1 protein-coding gene is annotated in these 266 nt (G+C 57.5%); it reads left to right on the forward strand.

All coding sequences use genetic code 11. The annotated features are described in order from the left end of the window. Nucleotides 1–213: F0F1 ATP synthase subunit B family protein (locus AAEY75_RS15510; protein WP_502944440.1), on the forward strand; the 213-nt coding region annotated here is incomplete at its 5' end. Nucleotides 214–266 lie beyond the last annotated feature (53 nt).

Raw genomic sequence — 266 nt, forward strand, 5'->3', positions numbered from 1 at the left:
GTCGAAGAGGCTGTTGAAAAAGCCCGCGTCGAAGCTGACCGTGTGAAGGCTTCGGCTCATGCCGAGATCGAACAGGAACTGAACGGTGTCAAAGACGCGCTGCGTGCCCAACTGGGTGCTCTGGCCGTTGGCGGTGCTGAGAAGATCCTCGGTGCCACAATCGATCAAAACGCGCACGCGGAGCTGGTTAACAAACTGGCTGCTGAAATTTAAGCGAGGGCGATCATGGCAGAACTGACCACGTTGGCCCGACCTTACGCTAAGGC

This window comes from Psychrobacter sp. TB55-MNA-CIBAN-0194 (assembly GCF_040309505.1).
In the GTDB taxonomy this organism is placed as follows: Bacteria; Pseudomonadota; Gammaproteobacteria; order Pseudomonadales; family Moraxellaceae; genus Psychrobacter; species Psychrobacter fozii.